Origin of the sequence: Streptomyces flavochromogenes (assembly GCF_000717595.1) — a bacterium.
GTDB classification, from domain to species: Bacteria; Actinomycetota; Actinomycetes; order Streptomycetales; family Streptomycetaceae; genus Streptomyces; species Streptomyces flavochromogenes.
In genome coordinates, this window is record NZ_JNZO01000017.1 from 131,630 (window position 1) to 152,933 (window position 21,304).

Genomic DNA, 21,304 nt, shown 5'->3' on the forward strand with positions numbered 1-21,304 from the left:
CGGCCGGGGCGCGGCACGGGTATCGGCCGTTCCGCTCGTCCTGGCCATCAACCGATCGGTTGATGACGGTACGACCCACGGCCGTCCGGGGCGTGCCTCCGCCTGGCCGGAAAACAGGATGAGACGTGTCAGTGGTGAACCGTAGGGTCGGGCCTGATGCCCGAGAAACCTGTCGCCCCAGAGCCCCCCGCCCCCGATCCCCACGACGCCCACGACCGCTCCGCCGTGCGGACGCTGCTCCGGCTCTGGCCGTACGTGCGGCCCGTGCGGGCGCGCTTGTTCACGGCCGCGTTCGTCGCGATCGTCGCGTCCTGTCTGTCGCTGGTGATCCCGCTCGTCCTCAAGTGGCTGGTCGACGGGCCGGTCGCGGACCGGGACCCGAGCGGCGTGTGGCTGGGGGCGCTCTACCTCCTGCTGCTCGGCATCGCCGAGGCGGTGCTCTTCGGATACCGGCGGTGGCTGGTCGCCCGGCCCCTCTCGGGGGTGGAGGCGCGGATGCGGGCCGATCTGTACGGCAGGCTGCAACGGCTCCCGATCGCCTTCCACGACCGGTGGGCCTCGGGCCAGCTTCTCTCCCGCGGCACGACCGACCTCATGCTGGTCCGGATGTTCCTGGCCTTCCCGCTGACGTTCCTGCTGGTCAACGCCGTGACGATCCTCGCGGGTTACGTCCTGCTGCTCGCCCAGGACTGGTCCCTCGGGCTCGTCCTCCTCACCCCGGTCATCCCGCTCGTCGTCGTCTGCTCGATCTTCGAGGGCCGGTACGGGGTGGTCGCGCGCCGTGCCCAGGACCAGGTGGGCGATCTGACGACGGTCGTCGAGGAGAGCGTCCTCGGCATCCGCATCGTCAAGGGCTTCGGCCGCCATCGCAGCCAGGCGACGGCCTTCCGGGAGCTCTCCGGCCGGCTGCGCGGCACCGAACTCGTCAAGGCCCGGCTGCTCGCGCTGATCTGGGCGGTCATCACCTTCGTACCGGAGCTGGCCATCGGTGCGGCCCTCGTCCTCGGCACGGTCCAGGTGGCGGACGGGGACCTGTCGGCGGGCACCCTCGTCGCGTTCCTGTCGACGGCCCTGGCACTGCGCTGGCCGGTGGAGTCGATCGGCTTCCTGCTGGCGATGAGCCAGGAGGCGGCGACCGCGACGGAACGCTACTTCGAGGTGATGGACGCCGAGGAGGAGCCGGACACCGCCCCGGCCAGCGGGGGCACCTCGGCCGCCCCGGACCGGGCCGCCCCGGGCACGACGGCCGGCGGACCGGGCGGGGTGCGCTTCGAAGGCGTGTCGTTCCGCTACCCGGACGCGCCGGCGGACTCCCCGCCCGTCCTGGACGGCATCGACCTGCACATCCGCCCCGGCGAGACGCTGGCCCTGGTCGGCGGCACGGGCTCCGGCAAGACCACGCTCACCGCCCTCGTACCGAGGCTGCACGAGGCCTCGGCCGGCCGCATCCTCCTCGACGGCGAGGACATCGCCCTGATGGAGCGGGACCGGCTGCGGTCCCTGGTGTCGATGGCGTTCGAGGAGCCGACCCTCTTCTCCGCGAGCGTCGGGGAGAACGTCCTGATGGGCGCGGACGGAACGGCGGGCGAGCCGGAACTGCGCCGCGCCCTCGGCGTGGCGCAGGCCGACGGCTTCGTCGAGCGGCTGCCCGAGGCCGCAGCGACCCAGGTCGGTGAGCAGGGCCTGAGCCTGTCCGGCGGACAGCGCCAGCGGCTGGCCCTCGCGAGGGCGGTCGTCGGCCGCCCCCGCTTCCTGGTCCTGGACGACCCCCTGTCCGCACTCGACGTCCACACGGAGGCCCGCGTGGAGGCGGCCCTGCGGGAGGTCCTGCGGGAGACCACGGCCCTCGTGGTGGCGCACCGCCCGTCGACGGTGATGCTGGCCGACCGCGTGGCGCTGCTGTCCCGGGGCCGTATCGCGGCCGTGGGCACCCATCACGAACTGCTGCGCAGCAGCGAGGAGTACGCCTGGCTCATGTCCGGCGAAGGCGAGGGCGGGAACCGATGACTGCGCAGACGGAACAGACGGAACAGCGGACCGGCGACCCCTTCGACCGCGACGACCTCCCGGCGCCCCCCGGAGCGACGGGCACCCTGCTCCGCTCGCTCCTCTCGGCCCACCGCGTACGGGTCGCGGTCGCCGCCCTCGTGCTCCTCGTCAAGGAGGGCGCGGTCCAGGCCGGTCCCCTCCTCGTCGCGTACGCCATCGACACGGGCGTCCCCGCCTTCCGGGCGGGCGACCACGGCCCCGTCCTCGCGGTGGCCCTCGGCTACCTGCTCTGCGCGGCGCTCTCCGGCGTCCTCCAGTACGTCTTCGTGCGGGGCGCGGCCCGCATCAACCAGGACGTCCTCCTCGACCTGCGCGGCCGCATCTTCCGCCACTCGCAGATCCTGAGCGTCGACTTCCACGAGCGGTACACCTCGGGCCGGCTCATCTCCCGCTCCACCACCGACGTCGAATCCCTCCGGGAGCTCCTCTCGGAGGGGCTGCAGGAACTGATCGGCGTCGTCCTGTCCTTCGTCTCGATCTCGGCGATCCTCCTCTACCTCGACCTGGGCATCGGCGCGGTGGCGGTGGCGTCCTTCCTGCCCCTCTCCTTCCTGGTACGCGTCTACCGGCGCCGTGCCGGAGCGGTGTACGCCGAGCGGTCCACGGCCATCGCCGGAGTCATCGTGAAGTTCGCGGAGACGATGAACGGCATCCGTCCGGTACGGGCGTTCCGCCGGGAGCGGGTGAACGAGACCGAGTTCGCGGCGCTCAACCACCGGCACGAGCGCAGCAACGGCGACGCGCTCCTGGAGATGGCCCGCTACGTGGTGGGGTCACGGCTCGTCGCCAACACCGCGGTCGCCGGCATGTGTCTCTGGGGCGCCCACCGGGTGGCCTCGGGCTCCCTCGAACTGGGCGTCCTGGCGGCGGCGGTCCTGTACATGCGGCGCCTGTACGACCCGATCGACCGGCTCGGCATGTTCCTCAACTCGTACGAGTCGGCGGCCGCGTCCCTGAGCAAGATCGCGGGCCTCCTGGCACAGGAGCCCGGAGTCCCCGAGACGACGACCCCCGCCGCCCTGCCCGCCCGCACGGGCTCCCCGGGCCGCGAGGTCACCTTCGACAAGGTCCGCTTCGCCTACCGCACGGGCGGCGAAGTCCTCCCCGCCTTCGGCCTCACCATCCCCGCCGGCCAGACGGTCGCGGTGGTGGGGGCGACGGGTGCGGGGAAGTCCACGCTGGCGAAACTCCTCGCCCGCTTCTACGACCCCACGGACGGCGCGGTGCGCCTGGACGGTGTGGACCTCCGAGACCTGACCACCCCGGACCTCCGCCGGGGCATCGTCATGGTCACCCAGGAGGCGTTCCTCTTCTCGGGCACGGTCGCCGAGAACATCGCGATCGGCCGCCCGGACGCGACCCGCGCGCAGATCGAGGACGCGGCCCGCGCGATCGGGGCCCACGACTTCATCAAGGGACTCCCGGACGGCTACGACACGGACGTACGCAAACGGGGCGGCCGCATCTCGGCGGGCCAGCGCCAGCTGGTCGCCTTCGCGCGGGCGCTGCTCGCGGACCCGGCGGTGCTGATCCTCGACGAGGCCACCAGCTCGCTGGACGTCCCGGGCGAACGGGCGGTGCAGCGGGCCATGGACACGGTCCTGGCGGGTCGCACGGCCGTCGTCATCGCCCATCGTCTGTCCACGGTCGAGGTCGCGGACCGGGTGCTGGTGATGGAGTCGGGTCGGATCGTCGAGGACGGTGCACCCGCGGACCTGGTGACGGGCGAAGGACACTACGCGGGGCTGCACCAGGCCTGGCGGGAGAGTCTGGTGGGCTGAGCCCGAACCCGTGGGGGTGCCGTGGGAGCCGTTGCGGGGCGCGTTTCAGGCTCCTGCCCTGCGCAGCAGCGCGAGCGACAGCGCGGCCGAGGCCACCATCAGCACCCCGGCCCCCACGGAGACCGCCCCCATCGCGTCGACGAACGCGGTCCGCGCGGCGTCCAGCACCGAAGGGCCGGCCGTCAGCGCACCGCCCAGGGTCTCGCGCGCCGCGGTCGGCGCGTCCGCGGGCATCGCGCCGGTGTAGACCGCCGCGCCCAACGTGCCCAGGAGCGCCATGCCGAGCGCTCCGCCCAGCTCGGCCCCCGATTCCAGAACGGCGGCGGCGGACCCGGCCCGCTCGGGCGGCGCGGCGCCGAGAGCCAGTTCGTTGGCCAGGGTCATCGCGGAGACGAGCCCGCCCGCGTAGACGGCGCTGCCCACGATGACGACCCACAGGGGCGTGGCACGGTCGATGCCGGCCAGCCGGGCGAAGCCGGCAGCGGCCACGAGGAAGCCGCCGGCCATCACGTACGCCCGGTCCGTCTTCCGGGCCAGCGCCGCGGCCGTGGGCGCGGCGGCCAGTACCCCCGCGGTCGGCACCAGGCTCCAGAGCGCCGCCTCCAACGGGCTCTGGCCCAGGACGGACTGCAGGTACTGGGTGAGGAAGACGGCGAAGCCGACCGTCGCCGCCATCGCGAGCAGATTGGCGAGGACGGAACCGCCGTAGGCCCGGTTCCGCAGCAGAGCGAGGTCGACCATGGGGTGGGCGAGTCGCGCCTGCCGGCGGACGAACAGCAGACCGACGAGCAGCCCCACGGCCGCACCGCCCGCCGGAAGGGGGGCCCAGCCGTCCTCGGCCAGCTCCTTGACGCCGTGGATGAGCGGCAGCAGCGCGCCGAGCGAGAGGGCGGCGCTGAGGACGTCGAACCGTCCGGTGACGGCCCCTGTGGATTCGGGCAGCAGCAGCGGTCCCAGGACGAGGAGCAGGGCCATGGCCGGCAGGTTGACGAGGAAGACGGACCCCCACCAGAAGTGCTCGACGAGCGCGCCGCTGACAACGGGCCCGAGGGCGATGCCACTTGCCATCACCGAGGTCCACAGGGTGACGGCCTTCGCGCGCTGCGCCGGGTCGGCGAACAGCACCCGGATCAGGGCGAGCGTGGCGGGCATGAGGCAGGCCCCGGCGATGCCGAGCAGGGCACGGGCGCCGATCAGCGCGCCGGGACTCTGCGCGTAGGCCGCGGCCACGGAGGCGACGCCGAACAGCGCCGCGCCGCCGAGCAGGACCTTGCGGCGCCCGATCCGGTCCCCGAGCGCGCCCATGGTGACGAGGAGCCCGGCGAGGACGAAGCCGTAGATGTCGAGTATCCAGAGCTGTCCGGTGGCTCCCGGCCGCAGGTCGGCGCTGATGGAGGGGATGGCGAAGTAGAGGACGGACACGTCCATGGAGACGAGGAGCAGCGGCAGCATCAGGACGCCGAGGGCCGTCCATTCACGTCGGCCGGCGCGAGCGGGACCTGGCCCGGCGACGGGCTCCGGCTGTGCGGTGAGTGTCATGGGGAGGAGGGAAGCAGCGGTCTGCGTACGTCGCCACTCCCGCCCTAGTGCACCTGGACTCCCGCTCGGCGAAGGGCAGTTCAGCGGCGCGTACGGCTGTCTCGGTGCACTAGTACGCTCCCCTCATGACGACCCAGCCGCCCTACCTCGCGATCGCCGCCGAGCTCCGTCGCCGTGTGCAGGTGGGCGAGTTGGGCCCGGGGGACAGGCTTCCCTCGACGCGGGCGATCACCCGCGAGTGGGGCGTGGCCATGGCGACGGCCACGAAGGCGCTCGCGGTCCTGCGTCAGGAGGGCCTGGCCCGGCCCGAGCCGGGGGTGGGCACGGTGGTCGTGCCGGTGGCGAAGGGCGCCGGGGGCCTGGGCGGGACGGCGGCTCCCCTCGTCCGCGAGGAGATCGTCGCCGCGGGCCTCGAACTCGCCGACACGGAAGGGCTGCACGCCCTGACGATGCGCAGGGTGGCGACGAGGCTCGGCGTTTCGACGATGGCCCTGTACCGTCATGTCCCGGGCAAGCCGGAGCTGATCCGGCTGATGACGGACGCGGCATGCGGCGAGGTCCCTCTCGGTCCGGTCCCCGCGCACTGGCGGACGGGTCTGGAGCAGGGCGCGCACTGGCTGCGTGACGTGTACGCCCGGCACCCGTGGCTGGCGCACGCGATGGCCTCGTACACGCGGCCCGTGGCGACGCCGAACGCGATGGCGTACACGGAGTGGATGTTGCGGGCGCTGAGGGGTACGCCGCTCACCGCCGTCCAGAAGCTCCACACCCATCTGGCGATCTTCGCCTACGTCCAGGGGCTGTCGATGGCGGACGATCTGGAGGCGCAGGCCCGACAGGATTCGGGCATCTCTGACGGCGAGTGGATGGAACAGAACGAGCCACGATTCGACGCGATCCAATCGGGTGGCGCTTACCCCGAGTTGTCCTCGGTGACGAGCATCGACTGGTTCGGTCTCGATCTGCGGACGCTCTTCGAATTCGGGCTCGGGCGAACATTGGACGGCATCGCGTCCTTGATCGACGAAACGTCCGGTTAACGAACACGGCCTTACGAGCAGCGAACGATTTCCGGCCAACTTACCGACGCACTCCTGACAGGTCCCCGTCATTCCTGTCACTCTCTCCCCGGCTCTTCGCACCAGAGTTCGCCGCTTCACCCGAACGTGCTCCACAGCTCTGCTTGCTCCGCCCGGCTGGCCCGACCCAGTCCGCCGGTACCCCCCTCGCAAGAAGGAGTCTGCGTGAGATCCACGCCCAGCCGTCGCGCCACCGCGACCGGCGCTCTGATCGCTGCCGCCGCCATGCTCGCCGTGAGCGTCCAGACGGGTGCCGCCACCGCGGCGGACGCCCCCTGGAGCATCGCCCCGAAGGCCCAGCAGGGCACCTCGGCGAACCCCGGCAAGCTCCCGGCCGACCTCACCCCCGCCGAGCGCACCGCGCTCATCAAGGCGGCGGACGCCGGCAAGGCCGCCACGGCCAAGGAACTCGGCCTCGGCGCCCAGGAGAAGCTGGTCGTCCGTGACGTCGTGCAGGACCGCGACGGCACGACCCACACGCGCTACGAGCGCACCTACGCCGGACTGCCCGTCCTGGGCGGCGACCTGATCGTCGCCGAGACCAAGGCCGGCGCGACCACCGGTGTCACCAAGTCCACCCGCGCGGAGCTCAAGAACATCTCCACCTCCGCCACCGTGGCCCCGGCCGCCGCCGAGAAGCAGGCCGTCGGCCTCGCCCAGGCGGACGGCTCGGACAAGGCCAAGGCCGACCGCGCGCCGCGCAAGGTCGTCTGGGCCGCCAACGGCAGCCCCGTCCTCGCGTACGAGACCGTCGTCGGCGGCCTCCAGCACGACGGCACCCCGAACGAGCTGCACGTCGTGACGGACGCGAAGACCGGCGCGAAGCTCTTCGAGTGGCAGGCCATCGAGACCGGCACCGGCAACACGATGTACAGCGGCCAGGTGACGCTCGGCACCGCGCCCTCGTACACGCTGACCGACACCGGCCGCGGCAACCACAAGACGTACAACCTCAACGGCGGTACGTCCGGCACCGGCACGCTGTTCAGCAACACCACCGACGTGTGGGGCAACGGCACGCCGCAGAACAAGGAGACGGCGGGCGCCGACGCGCACTACGGTGCCGCGCTCACCTGGGACTACTACAAGAACGTGCACGGCCGCTCCGGCATCCGCGGTGACGGCGTCGGCGCGTACTCCCGGGTCCACTACGGCAACGCGTACGTCAACGCCTTCTGGTCGGACTCCTGCTTCTGCATGACGTACGGCGACGGCGCGGGCAACACCAAGCCGCTGACCTCCATCGACGTGGCGGCGCACGAGATGACGCACGGCGTCACCTCCAACACCGCCGGCCTGGTCTACAGCGGCGAGTCCGGCGGCCTCAACGAGGCCACCTCGGACATCTTCGCGGCGGCCGTCGAGTTCTACGCCAACAACGCCCAGGACAAGGGCGACTACCTCGTCGGCGAGAAGATCGACATCCGCGGCAACGGCACCCCGCTGCGTTACATGGACAAGCCGAGCAAGGACGGCTCGTCCAAGGACTCGTGGTACTCGGGCCTCGGCGGCATCGACGTCCACTACTCCTCGGGCCCGGCGAACCACTGGTACTACCTGCTCTCCGAGGGTAGCGGCGCCAAGACCGTCAACGGCGTGAACTACGACTCGCCGACCTCCGACGGCCTGCCCGTCACGGGCATCGGCCGTGACAAGGCCTCGCTGATCTGGTTCAAGGCGCTCACCACCAAGTTCAGCTCGAACACCAACTACGCCGGCGCCCGCACGGGCACCGTCGCGGTGGCCACCGAGCTGTACGGCGCCGGCAGCCCCGAGGTGCTCGCGGTCGAGCACGCCTGGGCCGCCATCGCCGTCGGTTCCCGCCCCGGTGGCGGCGAGCCGCAGCCGGGCAAGGTCTTCGAGAACACGGCCGACGTGTCCATCCCGGACAACGGCGCCGCGGTGACCTCGACGGTCAACGTCACGGGTGTCACGGGTAACGCGCCCTCCACCCTCAAGGTGGACGTGAACATCGTCCACACCTACCGCGGTGACCTCGTCGTCGACCTCGTCGCCCCGGACGGCTCGGTCTACAGCCTCTCCGTACCCTGGGAGCCATGATCAAGGTGCTGCTGGCCGACGACGAGACGATGATCAGGGCCGGGGTGCGGGCCATCCTCGCCACCGACCCCGGGATCGAGGTGGTCGCCGAGGCCGGCGACGGCCGCGAGGCCGTCGAGCTCGCCCGCGAGCACCGCCCCGACGTCGTCCTCCTGGACATCCGGATGCCCCGGCTCGACGGACTCGGCGCGGCCGAGGAACTGCGCGGCGCCGTCCCGGGCGCGGCCGTCGTCATGCTCACCACCTTCTCCGAGGACGCGTACATCGCGCGGGCCCTCGGCTGCGGCGTCAGCGGCTTCCTGCTCAAGTCCGGGGACCCGCGCGAACTGATCGCCGGGGTCAGGGCCGTGGCCGGCGGCGGCGCCGCCCTCTCCCCCATCGTCGCCCGCCGGGTCATCGACACCCTCGGCGGCGAGCGCCTCACCCGCGCGGCCGCGGCGCGCGCCCGCCTCGACCGGCTCACCGGCCGGGAGCGGGAGGTCGTCGCCCTGCTCGGCGCCGGGCTCTCCAACCAGGAGATCGCGGACCGCATGTACGTCGTCGAGGGCACCGTCAAGGCCCATGTGAGCGCGGTCCTCGGCCGGCTGGGCCTGCGCAACCGGGTCCAGCTCGCGGTCCTGGCATACGAGGCGGGCCTGGTGACCGATGCGTGAGGCGCCGCGCGAGCCGGTCCGCGAGCGCCTCTTCGACCTCCTCCTGTGGCTGCTGCTCTGCGTGCCGGTCCTGCTGAAGTCGGACCCGAACGACGGCGGCAGCTGGACCCGGGTCGCCGTGGGCGTGGTGGTCCTCGCGGGCTGCGTCGCGGTCAGCCGGAGGTGGCCGCTGGTGTCGCTCGCGGCCGCGGTCGCGGCGAGCCTGCCGGCCACCCTGGAGCTGTTCACCCCCTCGTACAGCCTCGCCCTGGTCGCCTTCGGGTACCTCGCGGGGCGGCGCCAGGAGCACACCCGGGCGGCACTCTGGCTGTTCGGCGCGATCGCGGCCACCGGTCTCGTCCTCACCTGGGTCACCCGGACCTCGCTCGGCCAGTGGTTCACGCTGCTCCTCGCGCTCGCCCTCGCCGTCGTCGCGCCCTGGCTGATCGGCCGGTACGTACGCCAGTACGACCGCCTCGTGCAGAGCGGCTGGCAGCTGGCGGACCGGATGGAACGCGAGCAGGCGGCGATCGCCGACCGGGAGCGGCTGCGGGAGCGGTCCCGGATCGCGGGCGACATGCACGACTCGCTCGGCCACGACCTGGCCCTGATCGCGATCCGCGCGGGCGCCCTGGAGGTCTCCCCGCACCTCGGCCCCGACCAGCAGCGGGCGGTGGGCGAGCTGCGTCGCGCGGCGGCGGACGCGACGGCCCGGCTGCGCGACATCATCGGCGTCCTGCGCGAGGAGGACGACGCGGCGCCGACGAGCCCGGCCGGCGAGACGGTCGAGGAACTGGCGGCCCGCGCCCGCGCGTCGGGGCTCACGGTCACCCTCGCCACGACGCCGGTGCCCACACTGCCGGGCATGTCGGGGCTCGCCCTGCACCGGGTCGTGCAGGAAGGTCTCACCAACGCGGCCAAGCACGCTCCCGGCGCGGCGGTCTCGATCGCCGTCACACCGCAGGACGACGAGGCGGCGACGGTACGGGTCGAGGTGGTCAGCGGTCCCGGCACGGGCGGGCCCTCCCCAGGCTCCGGCGGCACCGGCCTCGTCGGCCTCGGCGAACGGGTCCGCCTCGCCGGCGGAACCCTCACCCACCGCGCCACCGAGGACGGCGGCTTCGCCCTGACCGCCGTGCTGCCCCGCAAGGCCCCCGCGCCGCTGCCCGCCGCCCCCACCTCGGCCAGGGAGCTGGACCTGGCGCGCCGCGAGGTCCGCAAGGGCCTGGCACGGGCGATCTGGATCCCGCTCGCGCTCCTCGCCGCGCTCGGCGTGCTGATGCTGGGGGTCGCCGCGTGGACGCAGGCCCAGTCGTACCTGGAGCCGGACGACTACGCGAGGATCAGGACCGGTCAGACCCCCGCGCAGCTCGACGAGACCATCGACGACTGGCCCGAGCACCCCCTGGACGCCGCACCGCACGTGGCTCCGCCGGAGCCGCCCGGGATGGACGAGTGCCGGTACTACCGCTCGACGATGCTGGCCGCCGTACCGGTGTACCGGCTGTGCTTCGTCGGCGGGCACCTCGCCGACAAGGCCGAGGTGCCCTAGGAGGTGCCGATCGGGCCGGGACACGGACACCTACCGGAGCAGCACCCCCGCGCCCTCCCCCGTCGTCTCCTCCGGCAGGGCCACCAGGCCCAGTTCCGCCGGGTGGGCGAGGAGCGGATGGGAGGGGCGGACGCGGACCGTGCAGCCGAAGGAGCCGGTGCGGTCGAGTGCCAGGGTGCCCTCGTACGGCTGCCTGCCCTCCAGGTCCGGGCCGCCCGCCGGCTTCAGCGGGACGGTCCGGGTGTCGGCGAGGGTGTCGTCGGCGTCGACCCGGCCGGTGACGGCCTGGACCTCGACGTCGTCGGGGGCGAGGGCGCCGAGGGCGACCCGGACCCGGACGACGGGCGTCGCGCCGAGCTCCGCGTCGGCGAGGTCGTCCGCGAGGTCGTCGCCGACCTCGACGCGGTCGACGGTCACCTGGGGCCAGGCCTCCCGGACCCGGGCCTTCCAGGCGGCGAGGTCCCGCGCCCGGTCCGGGGTGAGCGCCCGGCGGGCGGCCGCGGCGGGGACGTAGAGCCGCTCGACGTACTCGCGGACCATGCGGTCGGCGAGCACCTTCGGGCCGAGGTCGGTGAGGGTGCGGCGGACCATCGCCGTCCAGCCGGCCGGGACGCCGTCGGGGCCCCGGTCGTAGAAGCGGGGGGCGACCCGGCGTTCGATCAGCTCGTAGAGGGCGGCGGCCTCCAGGTCGTCGCGGCGGTCCTCGTCCGCGGCGGCGGCCCCGTCGGCGGTGGGGATGGCCCAGCCGAAGTCCGGCTCGAACCACTCGTCCCACCAGCCGTCGAGGACGGAGAGGTTGAGGCAGCCGTTGAGCGCGGCCTTCATGCCGCTGGTGCCGCAGGCCTCCAGGGGACGGAGGGGGTTGTTGAGCCAGACGTCGCAGCCGGGGTAGAGACCGCGGGCCATCGCCATGCCGTAGTCGGGCAGGAAGACGATCCGGTGCCGGACCCGGGGGTCGTCGGCGAACCGGACGAGTTCCTGCACGAGCCGCTTCCCGCCGTCGTCGGCGGGGTGGGCCTTGCCCGCGACGACGAGCTGCACCGGCCGCTCGGGGTGCAGGAGCAGCGCCCGCAGCCGGTCCTTGTCCCGCAGCATGAGGGTGAGCCGCTTGTACGAGGGGACCCGGCGGGCGAAGCCGATGGTGAGGACGTCGGGGTCGAGGACGGAGTCGGTCCAGCCGAGTTCGGCGGCTGCCGCTCCGCGCTGCCGCCAGGACGCCCGCAGCCTCTCCCGTACGTCGGTCACGAGCCGTTCGCGCAGGGTGCGGCGGAGTTCCCACAGCTCGCGGTCGGCGGGGTCGGGGCCGAGCCGGCCGACCTCGGGGGCGACCCAGGTGGGGGCGTGGACGCCGTTGGTGATGGAGGTGATCGGCACGTCGTCGGCGTCGAAGCCCGGCCAGAGCCCGGCGAACATGGCCCGGCTGACGGCCCCGTGCAGAGTGGAGACGCCGTTGGCGCGCTGGGCGAGGCGGAGTCCCATGGCGGCCATGTTGAAGACGCCCGGTTCGCCGCCCAGCGGGGTCTCGTCTCCGAGCGCGAGGACCTTCCCGGTGTCGACGCCGGGGAGCGCGCCGTCCTCGCCGAGGTGGCGGGCGACCAGGGTGCGGTCGAAGCGGTCGATGCCGGCCGGGACGGGGGTGTGGGTGGTGAACACGGTCCCGGCGCGGACGGCCTCCAGGGCGCTGTCGAAGTCGAGTCCCTCGCCCTGGAGTTCGCGGATGCGTTCGAGGCCGAGGAAGCCGGCGTGGCCCTCGTTGGTGTGGAAGACCTCGGGCGCGGGGGTGCCGGTGAGCCGGGTGTACGTACGGACGGCGCGGACGCCGCCGATGCCGAGCAGCATCTCCTGCAGGAGCCGGTGCTCGCTGCCGCCGCCGTACAGCCGGTCGGTGACGCTCCGTTCGCCCGGGGCGTTCTCCTCGACGTCGGAGTCGAGCATGAGGAGGGGGACGCGGCCGACCTGCGCGATCCAGAGGTGGGCGTGCAGGCTGCGCCCGCCGGGCAGGGCGAGGGTGATCCGGGCGGGAGCGCCGTCGGCCTCGCGGAGCAGGGTGACCGGCAGCTCGCCGGGGTCGAGGACGGGGTACTGCTCCTGCTGCCAGCCGTCCCGGCCGAGGGACTGGCGGAAGTAGCCGTGCCGGTAGAGCAGTCCGACGCCGATGAGCGGGACGCCGAGGTCGCTTGCGGACTTGAGGTGGTCGCCGGCGAGGATGCCGAGGCCGCCGGAGTACTGGGGCAGGGCGGCGGTGACGCCGAACTCGGGTGAGAAGTAGGCGAGGGCGGCGGGCGCGTCGGCGGCCTGCCGCTGGTACCAGCGGGGGGCGTGGAGATAGGTGTCGAGGTCCTCTGCGGCGGCCCGGAGCCGGGCCAGGAAGTCCTGGTCGGCGGCGAGCGCGGCGAGCCGGGGGCCTTCGAGGGCGCCGAGGATCCGGACCGGGTCGGTGCCGCCGGCAGGCGTCGCCGGGCCGGGGGGTTCGAGCGATTCGAAGAGGACACGGGTGGGTTCGTGCCAGGACCAGCGCAGGTTGTGCGCGAGGTCGGCGAGGGGTCGAAGGGTGTCGGGGAGGACGGGACGCACGGTGAATCGACGGATTGCCTTCACGCGTTCCACCTTCGCAGGCGAGTACGGAGCGGAGTGGACGCACCACGCTGTGCGTCCGTCGTTCCGCTCAGACGTTAGGGCACACCTCTCCCGTCGTGCGACGGCGCACGGGGAGCGGTGGGGCGCGTGTCAGCCGATGGCCGGCAGGAGAACCTCGTACGGGGAGCCCTGGTTCACGGTCGCCGGGTCGAAGGCGCCGGTGGTGGCGTACCGGCAGGCGATGGCGGCGAGTTCCTCGGCGGGGATGACCTCGTGGATGTCGGTGAAGCCGTGCGGGGCACGCGCGTGCGCGAGGTCGATGACGACCTCGGGGCCCCTGTCACGGTTGGCCCGCTGGAGCGCGGTGGTGACGGGGCGGCGGTCCCGCTCGTAGGCGGCGAGGCCGTCCTCCGGGTCCGCGTGCCGGGCGAGGGCGTGGGCGAGGGCGCGCGCGTCGATGATCGACTGGGTCGCCCCGTTGGAGCCGGTCGGGTACATGGCGTGGGCGGCGTCGCCGATGAGGGTGGTGCGTCCGTGGGTCCACCGGTCCAGGGGCTCGCGGTCGACCATCGGGTAGGCGTACGCGGAGTCGGCGGCGCGCAGGATGCCGGGGACGCTGACGCCGTCGAACTCCCAGCCCTCGTAGAACGGGAGGAACGTCTCGACGGGGACGGACCGGTTCCAGTCGCCGAGGAGCCGTTCCTCCCCCGACGCCGTCCGGGACCCGCAGGTGCGCTCGGCCGGGCGGGCGACCGCCCAGTTCACCAGGACCTCCCGGTCGGGCCCGGTCGGCCGGCCCATCGGGTAGACGACGGCCTTCTGCCGGTCGTCGCCGGCGATGAGCATGAACGAGCCCACCGCCCTGGCCGGCATCCGGGACACTCCCCGCCACACCAGCATCCCGTTCCACGACGGCCCGCCCTCCCCCGGGTGCAGCGCCGCCCGCACCGTCGAGCGGATGCCGTCCGCGCCGACGAGTACGTCCGGTTCGAGGGAGGCTCGGCCGTGCACGGCGCCCTCCCGGTGTTCGAGCCGCAGTCGCGGCCGCCCGTCCGGTGTCGGCTCCACGCCGCTCACCCGGACCCCGGTGACCAGGGCGGCGGGGCCGAGCCTGGCTCGCACGGCGCCGGCGAGGACCTGCTGGAGGTGCCCGCGGTGGACCGAGAGCTGCGGCCAGAGGTGGCCCGCGCCGAGGCCGCGCGGCTCCCGGGATATCAGCCCGCCGGAGCGGTGGTAGTAGCGCAGTTCGCGGGTGCGCAGGGCGCCCGCCTCCAGGGCGTCGAGCAGGCCGAGCGCGTCCAGTTCGCGGACGGCGTTCGGCATCAGGTTGAGCCCGGCGCCGACCGGGCGGATCGCGGGCGCCGTCTCCACGACCGTCACCCGTTCGAAGCCGGCTGCGTGCAGGGAGAGGGCGGCGGTGAGGCCGGCGATGCCGCCGCCGGCGATCACGATGTGCGGGCTCAGCCCGTAGTCCGGCGCCGGTCGGCGGCCGTGGACCGGGAGGAACGCGGAGGGGGTGTGGGGGGACATGACGACTGCTCCTTCGGCGCCGCTACGCGGCCGACGGCCCGACGGGGGCCCCTGCGGGACGGCGCCGCACGGTCGCGCGGCGCACCATGGTCTCGTTCTCCCTGGTCAGATCCAGGATCGAGCGCAGCAGCGCGACCGGGGCCCCGCCGCTGCCCTCCTCGTACAGCCGGGTCTCCTCGCTGTACGCCCTGCGGGCGATGCCGAGGTGCCGGGCGCGGAACGTCTTCAGGAGGCGCAGCACCCGGCCGAGTGCCTCCGCCGACGCGGTCAGCGAGGGCGGCAGCCGGTCCGCGCCCTCCCAGCTGACGGCGGCCGACAGCTTGCTCACCGCCGAGACGCCGCCCCGGTGGCGGGTGTGGAAGGCGCGCCAGGCCGGCAGCGCGTACGGCACGGACTCGGCGAGGAAGGCCTCGTAGGAGGGGTCGGAGCGGTCGCACTGCCACAGCGTCAGATCGACCAGCCAGAGCGGAACCTGCGCGGCGGCCGGGCCGAGATAGTTCCGGCCGTCCACCTCGATCTCCTCGAAGTAGGGGCGCAGCGTGACCGCGAAGTGCTCCGCGGGCACGTGCGCCACCGTGACGTCGATGGAGTCGACCATCGCCCGCACATGGCGGGCCACTCGGTCGAGGGCGGTGGCGAAGCCCGGGTCGTACGGTTCGAGGCGGGCGACCCGGGCGCAGTCGTCGAGCGCGGCGACGAGGCCGGGGAAGACCATCCGTACCGCGTCCTGGAGCCGGGCCTCGGCCGGGTGGCCGGTGTACGAGCGGCGGCGGGAGCCGGGCGGGTTCCAGATCGTGTAGTGGTGGACGGTGTCCCTCGGAACCATGTCGGTACGGCGGCCGAGGAGTTCGAGGACGGGCAGCGCTTCGGGTACGACGGCGAGGGGCTGCACGCCGTGCCGTTTCAGCGAGCCCAGCAGGATGCCGAGGTCCCGCATGGCGGCGAGCGCGTGGCCGACGCTCCACTGGGCGGCCCGGTCGATGTCCGGCACGAGGGCGCGCAGCGCGACGGTGAGCGCGGCGACGTCGGCGTCGGCGTTCATCGCGGGCACGGCGGCGAGCAGGCCGTCGGCGCCGAGCGGGTCGGCGGCTCGTATGTCCTCGGTGCGGTGACGCGGATCGCCCAACAGCACGGGGGCTCCTGTATTCCGGGGCTCGGTTCGCCGAAGAGGCACGGCTCACCGGCCGGTGGTCGTGGGCAGTGTTTCTGGTGGGAGGCGGATCAGCGGCGGTCCGGGACCTGTTGCACGGGGGTCGGTTCCGGAACCCGTCCGGGCGGGTGGAGGCGTACGGCGAGCAGTGCGGCCGCGCCGGCGAAGGCGGCACCGGTGAGCAGGGCGGCGCGGTATCCGGAGGTCTCGGCGGCCGCGCGGGACGCGTCGACGGCCTCCGTACGGCTCGTGGCGACGGCCACCAGGACGGCGAGGCCGAGGACGGAGCCGAACTGCTGGCTGGTGCTGACGAGTCCGGAGGCGAGTCCGGTCTCCTCGGCCGCGGCCTCCGCCGTCGCCGCCACGTTCGTGGTGACCATGACGAGCGGCAGGGCCGCGCCCAGGAGCAGGCTCGGGGCGAGGACGGTGCTCGCGAAGCCGCCGTCGGGGGTGAGTGCCAGGGCCAGCCACAGCGTCCCCGCGCACAGCAGGACGAATCCCAGGGTCATGGTCCGGTGCAGGCCGATCCGGAAGATGAGCCGGCCGGTCTGCGGGGCGACGGCGACGACGACGAGCGACAGCGGCAGCAGGCCGAGGCCGCCGCCGAGGGGCGCGTACCCGAGGACGTTCTGGAGGTAGAGGCTGACCAGGAAGAACATCGGGAACAGCGTCGTCTGGGCCAGCGCGGCCAGGGTGTTGGACAGCCGGAGCGCGGGCCTGGTCAGGACGGACGGCGGAACGAGGGGCGCGGCGGCCCGGGCTTCGACGGCGGTGAAGGCGAGCAGCAGCGCGAGGCCCGTTCCTCCGGCGCCGAGGGTACGGGCGGACAGCCACCCGGCGTCGGCCGCGCCGACGAGCGCGTAGGCGACGAGTCCGAGTCCGGCGGTCGCGGTGAGCGTCCCGGCGAGGTCGAAGCCGCCGTGGCGGACGGGGCCGGTGCGACGGTCGAGGACCAGGGGGGCGAGGACGGCGAGGACGGCCGCGAACAGCACGTTCAGCCAGAACGTGGAGCGCCAGCCGAGGAGGTCGGTGACGACGCCCCCGAGGACCGTGCCGAGGACCCCGCCGAGGCCGCCCATCGCGGCGAACGCGCCGAGTGCCCGGTGCCGGGCGGGCCCGTCGGGGAAGAGCAGCAGGAGCAGGGCGAAGGCGGCGGCCGCGGCGAGGGCGGCGCCGACGCCCTGGGCGGCGCGGGCCGCGACGAGGGCGTCGGCGCCGGGGGCGAGACCACCGGCGGCGGAGGCGACGGCGAGCAGGCCGAGGCCGCCGAGGAAGACCCGCCGGTGGCCGAGGAGGTCGGCGATCCGGCCGCCGAGGAGGAGGAGTCCGCCGAAGGTGATGAGGTAGGCGTTGGCGACCCAGGAGAGGCCCGCGGAGCCGGCGGTGAGGTCCTCGCCGACGGACGGCAGCGCGACGTTGACGATCGCGGTGTCCATGATGAGCAGCAGTTGGGTGGCGGCGAGCAGGGCGAGTGCCCCGCGCCGTGGTACCGATGCCGTCGTCACCGGGTCGTCCCGAGGCCGTAGCCGTCGAGACAGGCCTGGGCGAGGTGCTCGCAGTCGTCGGCGGCGCCGGCCCGGGTCTGCATGGTCAGGTAGACGTGCGGGGCGCCGTGGTAGAGGCGCTCGTACTGTTCGTGGCGTCCGGCGAACTCGGAACCGAGGGCGTCCCAGGCGAGCTTGAGGAGTTTCACGCGGTCCTCGGCGGGGTGGCCGGTGGTGCCGAAGTAGCGGCGGACCAGCGGCCCGAGTTCGGGGTGGAGGAGGTCACGGCCGCTGGCGGGCAGCTGGACGAGGGCGCCGCCGGCGAGGAGCCTGATGTCCTGGACGGCCCGCGGGTAGAGCTCGCCGGCCATGATCCGCTGGGCGAAGGAGATCTCCTGCCCCGGGCGGACGCCGCCGCGCCCGCCGTCGACCTCCTCGTACGAGGCCTCGGCGGCGAGGACGAAGGCCTTGGCCTGGGCGACCATGCCGAGGAGCCGGCCGACGGCCTGGGTCACGGGCGGGAGGCTCTCGGTGCCGTTCGAGCGGGTGATGAGGATCGCGAGTCCGGTGAGGAACTCCAGCTTGGTCCAGAAGCGGGTCGCGGACTGGTGGACGAAGTTGAGGTAGGCGGGGGTCTGCCACCAGACGGCGCCGGTGGTGGCCGGGTCCCGGTAGGTGAGGACCCGCTCCCAGGGTATGAAGACGTCCTCGCAGACCAGCATCGCGTCGTTCTCGTCGTACCGGGAGGACAGCGGGTGGTCGAAGACGGACCGGGAGCGTTCCTCGTACGAGGTGCGGGAGATCAGTCGGAGACCGGGGGTGTCGAGCCGTACGGCGAAGGTCAGGGCGTGCGCGAGGTCGTCGGCGGGGAGCGGCTCGATGGTGCCGACGAGGATCTCGTCGGCGAAGACGGCGCCCGTGCCGACGGTCTTGGCGCCGCGGACGACGATCCCGCCGTCCCGTTCGGCCACGACCCGCAGGGTGAGGTCCTCCCCGCCGTGCCCCGGGGGCGGGTTGCCGAGGGTGAACGCGCAGTGCAGATCTCCCTCGGTGAGCCGGCGGTGGAAGGCGAGGGCGTGCTCGGCGCCGTCGAAGGTGCCGCCGGTGAAGACGGCGGGCGCGGCGGCGAACCCGGCCGCGCCGGCGGCCATGTAGTCGGGGGTCCTGCCGAGGAAGCCGAAGCCGGCCCGGGCCGTGGTGCGGAAGGCGCGGCGGCGGGCGACGAGGTCCTCGTACGAGCGGGGCACGGCGTACGCGCGGCGCACCCCGCCCTGGACGAGGACGGGGTGGTGGACGGGGTCGTCGGCGAGGTCGTAGAGCCCGGCGAAGGAGGCCGCGGTGGACCGGAAGCCGGGGTGGGCGGTGACGTCCTTGACCCGTTCCCCGTCGAGCCAGATCTCGCGCCCGTCGCGCAGCCCCTCCAGATACTCCTGCCCGGACCTCGTCACCGGTGTATCGCCTCTCCTCGGGTGTCACGGCTGTGCCGGTCCCGAGCCTGTCCGGGGCGACCCGTCCGGACAATGAGCGTCCGTCCAGGGGTCCTTAAGAACCGGCCAGGGAGTCCCGAAGATGTCAGGTCGGTGCGTCCGGGGCGGCACGGACGCCCGGCGGGCACCGGCCGGCGGCCGTTCCGGAGGGCCGGTCCGCCGCCCTCAGGCGGCCCGGTCCGCTCCCGCGCGGTACTCCCCCGGGGTTACCCCGAACCATTTGCGGAAGGCGAGGTGGAAGCCGACGGCGCTCTGGTAGCCGACGCGGGCGGGCACCGCCGACTGCGGAAGGGAGGTCTCGGTGAGGAGCCGGCCGGCCTCCTGCATCCGGCGGGCGGCGAGGTAGCGGGCCGGTGACTCGCCGACCAGGTCGCGGAAGGAGGCGGTGAAGGCGGAGCGGGACATGCCGACCTCCCGGGCGAGGGCGTCGATGGTCCAGGGGTCGGCGAACCGGGTCGCCATCATGACGACCGCCCTGCTGATACCGGGGTGCCGGAGCAGCGGCAGCGAGGTCGGGTTGCCCGCGAGTTCGCGGAGCAGCGGCCGGAGCGCGAGGACCAGGGCCATCTCGAAGGCGCGCAGGGTGATGAGCCGGTCGCCGGGGCCGACGGGCCGGTCGGGGGCGGCGAGCAGCCGCAGGGTGTCCCGGAGCAGCGGCTCGCGGTCGACCTGCGGTCCGTCGAGGACGAGTGCCCAGGGCAGCGAGGTGTAGAGGCCGGTCGCGGCGCTGGCGTCGTAGTGCAGTCCGGCGCAGAGCAGCCGGCTCTCGGGGCCGCTGCCTTCGATGACGATCTCGCCGGATGTGCCGGGTTGCCGCTCGGGCAGGACGGCCTTGAGCGGGAGGCCCTGGCGTTCGGGCCGGTCGGAGAGGCGGTGCGCGGTGCCGGTCGGGAAGACGACGAGGTCGCCGGCGTGCAGTTCGAACGGGGCCTCGGCCTCGGTGGTGATCCAGCAGTCGCCCTCGACGACGTAGTGGAGGACGGCGCAGCTGCGTTCGGCGTCGCCCTCGATGGCCCAGGGGGCGCGGACGTGCCAGCGGCTGTCGAAGACTCCGGTGAGCCGGAGGGGTTTGAGCAGTTCGCTCAGCAGGTCGTCCTGCTCTTCCTGCTCGGGCTGCTGTGCGTGACGGTCGGTTCCCACGATTGCCATGGACGATCCTTCAACTTCCGCCCCGGTTTGTTAATTGAACGGCCGAAGCCGTGGCGGCGAGCCTGGAATGACGCCGACACGACAGCCGTGAAAGTCTATCGAAGGGCCTCAGACACACATGTCCAGTGAGAATCCGATGCGGGTGGCGGTCGTGGGCGCGACGGGGTTCCAGGGGGGCGCGGTGGCCCGCCTTCTCACCGAGCGGCGCCATCTGGTCCGCACCCTGACGCGGCGGCCGTCGGCGGACCGGCCGCCGCTGCCCGGGGCCTCCTTCGTCGCCGGCGATCTGGGTCGGCCGGGCGACGTGCGGCAGCTCTTCGAGGGGACGACGCACGCGTTCATGACGATGCCGCTGGTGTACGAGAGCGAGCGGGTGGAGGCGTACGCGCGGAACGTCGCGGAGGCGGCCCTTGAGGCGGGCACGGAGCGGCTGGTCTTCAACGCCAACACCCGGATCCCGCTGGGTCCGACGGACGTGGCCGCCTTCGAGACGCGTCGGCTGGCGGAGCGGGTGCTACGGGACAGCGGGGTGCCGCTGGTGGTGATCCGGCCGCCGGTGTACCTGGACAACCTGTTCTCGCCGTGGAACGGCCCGGCCCTGGTCGACGACGGCGTGCTCGCCTACCCGCTGCCGCCGTCCGCGCGGACGGCGTGGCTGTCGCACCGGGGCCTGGCGGAGGCGGCGCTCGCGGCGCTCACCCGGGAGGACCTGGAGGGCCGGACGTTCGACATCGGCGGTGAACGCTCCCTGACGGGGGGCGAGCTCGCGGCGGCGTTCGGCCGGGGGCTCGGCCGGGCGGTGCGGTACGAGGAGCTGGATCCGGCCGCTTTCGAACGGAGTCTCGCCGAGCTGCTCGGCCCGGAGACGGCGGCCGGGGTGGCCGGGATCTACCACTTCATGGCGAGCGGCGCCGATCCGCTCCTGATGGCGGACGACGACGGCGTGTCGACGGAGGTCCTGGCCCTCGAACCGCCCCCGGTGGAGGAATGGGTGGCCCGCCAGCCCTGGCAGGTCTGGGCCTCCGACACGCCGCTGTCCTGAAGGCTCGGTCACGCCTCGCGTGAACAGGCCCCGCCCCACAAGGGCGGGGCCCTTTCTTTGTCCGGGTCCTGTCCTTGCCGCTTCGGCTACGCCCTAGTAGTTAACAAAGCGCCTGGATTGCCCACCCGAAGACCGTGGAAGGCTCCTGCGGTACCCCTCGAACCTCTCTCCCCGTGACCCCTGTTCATCCCT

The 21,304-nt window shown here is 73.5% G+C and carries 13 protein-coding genes and 1 pseudogene; 7 read left to right on the forward strand and 7 right to left on the reverse strand.

Going from position 1 to position 21,304, the window contains the following annotated elements; all coding sequences use genetic code 11:
* Positions 1 to 156 precede the first annotated feature (156 nt).
* Both IF00_RS0121610 and IF00_RS0121615 read left to right on the forward strand, forming a co-directional pair.
* A complete protein-coding gene (locus IF00_RS0121610) occupies positions 157 to 2,007 on the forward strand; it encodes an ABC transporter ATP-binding protein (RefSeq protein ID WP_030320452.1) in 1,851 nt (616 codons plus the stop codon).
* On the forward strand, positions 2,004 to 3,830 hold the full coding sequence (locus IF00_RS0121615) for an ABC transporter ATP-binding protein (RefSeq protein WP_037638772.1): 1,827 nt from the start codon (positions 2,004 to 2,006) through the stop codon (positions 3,828 to 3,830). Before IF00_RS0121610 ends, IF00_RS0121615 begins: the two co-directional genes overlap by 4 nt.
* 45 nt (positions 3,831 to 3,875) lie before the next feature.
* Here the strand turns inward: IF00_RS0121615 and IF00_RS0121620 are convergent, their stop codons facing one another.
* Positions 3,876 to 5,369 (reverse strand): MFS transporter, encoded by a 1,494-nt coding sequence (locus IF00_RS0121620; protein ID WP_037638774.1) that lies wholly within the window; start codon positions 5,367 to 5,369, stop codon positions 3,876 to 3,878.
* Positions 5,370 to 5,494: 125 nt separating this feature from the next.
* On the opposite strand from IF00_RS0121620, the gene IF00_RS0121625 reads away from it, so the two are divergent.
* From IF00_RS0121625 to IF00_RS0121640, 4 genes and pseudogenes are all read left to right on the forward strand, one after another.
* On the forward strand, positions 5,495 to 6,409 hold the full coding sequence (locus tag IF00_RS0121625; RefSeq protein ID WP_030320458.1) for a TetR/AcrR family transcriptional regulator C-terminal domain-containing protein: 915 nt from the start codon (positions 5,495 to 5,497) through the stop codon (positions 6,407 to 6,409).
* Positions 6,410 to 6,613: 204 nt separating this feature from the next.
* Positions 6,614 to 8,488: pseudogene (locus IF00_RS0121630) on the forward strand (M4 family metallopeptidase); the annotation flags it as partial.
* 17 nt (positions 8,489 to 8,505) lie between these two features.
* Entirely contained in the window at positions 8,506 to 9,162 is a 657-nt protein-coding gene (locus IF00_RS0121635; protein WP_030320461.1) for a response regulator transcription factor, read from the forward strand.
* Positions 9,155 to 10,693, forward strand: coding sequence for a sensor histidine kinase (locus IF00_RS0121640; protein WP_030320463.1), 1,539 nt, complete (start codon positions 9,155 to 9,157; stop codon positions 10,691 to 10,693). Before IF00_RS0121635 ends, IF00_RS0121640 begins: the two co-directional genes overlap by 8 nt.
* 30 nt (positions 10,694 to 10,723) lie before the next feature.
* Here the strand turns inward: IF00_RS0121640 and glgP are convergent, their stop codons facing one another.
* The 6 genes from glgP to IF00_RS0121670 all read right to left on the reverse strand — a co-directional run bounded on the left by glgP (position 10,724) and on the right by IF00_RS0121670 (position 20,070).
* Entirely contained in the window at positions 10,724 to 13,291 is a 2,568-nt protein-coding gene (gene glgP / locus IF00_RS0121645) for an alpha-glucan family phosphorylase (protein ID WP_030320465.1), read from the reverse strand.
* Between the two features lie 129 nt (positions 13,292 to 13,420).
* Complete coding sequence (locus IF00_RS0121650) at positions 13,421 to 14,800, reverse strand: FAD-dependent monooxygenase (RefSeq protein WP_078944798.1); 1,380 nt, start codon at positions 14,798 to 14,800, stop codon at positions 13,421 to 13,423.
* A 22-nt stretch (positions 14,801 to 14,822) separates the two neighbouring features.
* Positions 14,823 to 15,929, reverse strand: a complete 1,107-nt coding sequence (locus IF00_RS0121655) for a monodechloroaminopyrrolnitrin synthase PrnB family protein (RefSeq protein ID WP_037638798.1) — start codon at positions 15,927 to 15,929, stop codon at positions 14,823 to 14,825.
* A 92-nt stretch (positions 15,930 to 16,021) separates the two neighbouring features.
* On the reverse strand, positions 16,022 to 17,455 hold the full coding sequence (locus IF00_RS0121660; protein WP_030320469.1) for an MFS transporter: 1,434 nt from the start codon (positions 17,453 to 17,455) through the stop codon (positions 16,022 to 16,024).
* On the reverse strand, positions 17,452 to 18,882 hold the full coding sequence (locus IF00_RS0121665; RefSeq protein ID WP_030320470.1) for a 4-hydroxyphenylacetate 3-hydroxylase family protein: 1,431 nt from the start codon (positions 18,880 to 18,882) through the stop codon (positions 17,452 to 17,454). Before IF00_RS0121665 ends, IF00_RS0121660 begins: the two co-directional genes overlap by 4 nt.
* A gap of 204 nt (positions 18,883 to 19,086) precedes the next feature.
* The gene (locus IF00_RS0121670; RefSeq protein ID WP_030320471.1) at positions 19,087 to 20,070 is read right to left on the reverse strand and encodes an AraC family transcriptional regulator; all 984 of its coding nucleotides are present in this window, start codon (positions 20,068 to 20,070) and stop codon (positions 19,087 to 19,089) included.
* A gap of 118 nt (positions 20,071 to 20,188) precedes the next feature.
* Between IF00_RS0121670 and IF00_RS0121675 the strand changes: the two genes are divergently transcribed.
* Positions 20,189 to 21,112 (forward strand): SDR family oxidoreductase, encoded by a 924-nt coding sequence (locus tag IF00_RS0121675; protein WP_030320472.1) that lies wholly within the window; start codon positions 20,189 to 20,191, stop codon positions 21,110 to 21,112.
* The last annotated feature ends 192 nt before the right edge of the window (positions 21,113 to 21,304 follow it).